The following is a 984-nucleotide window of genomic DNA, read 5'->3' as shown; positions in this document are numbered from 1 at the left end:
CTGGCAGGATGGCCAGGCCCAGCGCCCGCCCATCATGAATGCCGTGTTGACCACTCCGGACGCGAGCCCCGAGTCCTGGGGCGCCACATCGCCCATGGCGGCCAGCAGCAGGGGGTTGAGCGCAATGCCCGCACCCACGCCCAGCAGCAGCATGCCGGGCAGCACGTGCACAACAAAGCGGCCGCCCACCGGCGCCAGCGCGAACAGCGCCAGCCCCGCCGCGGCCATGAGCAGCCCCCAACCCAGCGTGGCACGGATGCCGAAACGCATCACCACCCAGGCCGAGAGGCCCAGAGAGCAGCCTGCCATGATGAGGTTGGACGGCAGGAAGGCCAACCCCACCTGCATCGCGTCATACCCCAGCACGCGCTGCATGTAGAGCGCCGAAAGAAAGAACCACGCAAACATCGCCGCCGCCCAGAGCACGCCCACCACGTTCGAAATCGCCAGGTTGCGCAGCCGCAGCAGCGCGAGCGGCACCAGCGGCGCCACCACATGCGATTCCACGAACAGGAACAGCGCCAGCAGCACCGCCGACGCGCCCAGCAGCCCCAGGGTGCGCAGCGACGTCCAGCCCGCCTCGTTGCCGTTGACGATGGCATACACGGCCAGCATCAGCGCCGCGGTGACGGTGACTGCGCCCGCCACATCCAGGCGCTGCCCATGGGCCTGGCCCTTGCCGCCCGGCAACAGCGCCAGGCACGCGGCGTAGATGGCAACCCCCACCGGAATGTTGACCAGGAAGATCCAGTGCCAGCTCAGCGCGCTGGTCAGCACGCCGCCCAGCAGCACACCGATGCTGCCGCCGCCCGCGCACACGAAGCCATAGACGCCCATGGCCCGCGCGCGCTCGCCGGGCTCGGTGAACAGATTCATGATGAGCGACAGCGCCACCGCCGACACCACCGCGCCGCCCACTCCCTGCACGGCCCGCGCCGCCACCAGCAGGCCTTGCGTCTGCGCCAGCCCGCAGGCCAGCGAGGC

General features: G+C 70.5%; 1 pseudogene. It reads right to left on the bottom strand.

Features of this window, described 5'->3' with window-relative positions:
* Window positions 1-984: pseudogene (locus ACDELDRAFT_RS22990) on the bottom strand (MFS transporter); the annotation flags it as partial.

Origin of the sequence: Acidovorax delafieldii 2AN, from assembly GCF_000175235.1 — a bacterium.
GTDB lineage: Bacteria > Pseudomonadota > Gammaproteobacteria > Burkholderiales > Burkholderiaceae_C > Acidovorax > Acidovorax delafieldii_B.
The sequence above is the reverse complement of the archived record's forward strand: the minus strand, read 5'-3'. Positions and strand labels throughout refer to the sequence as shown.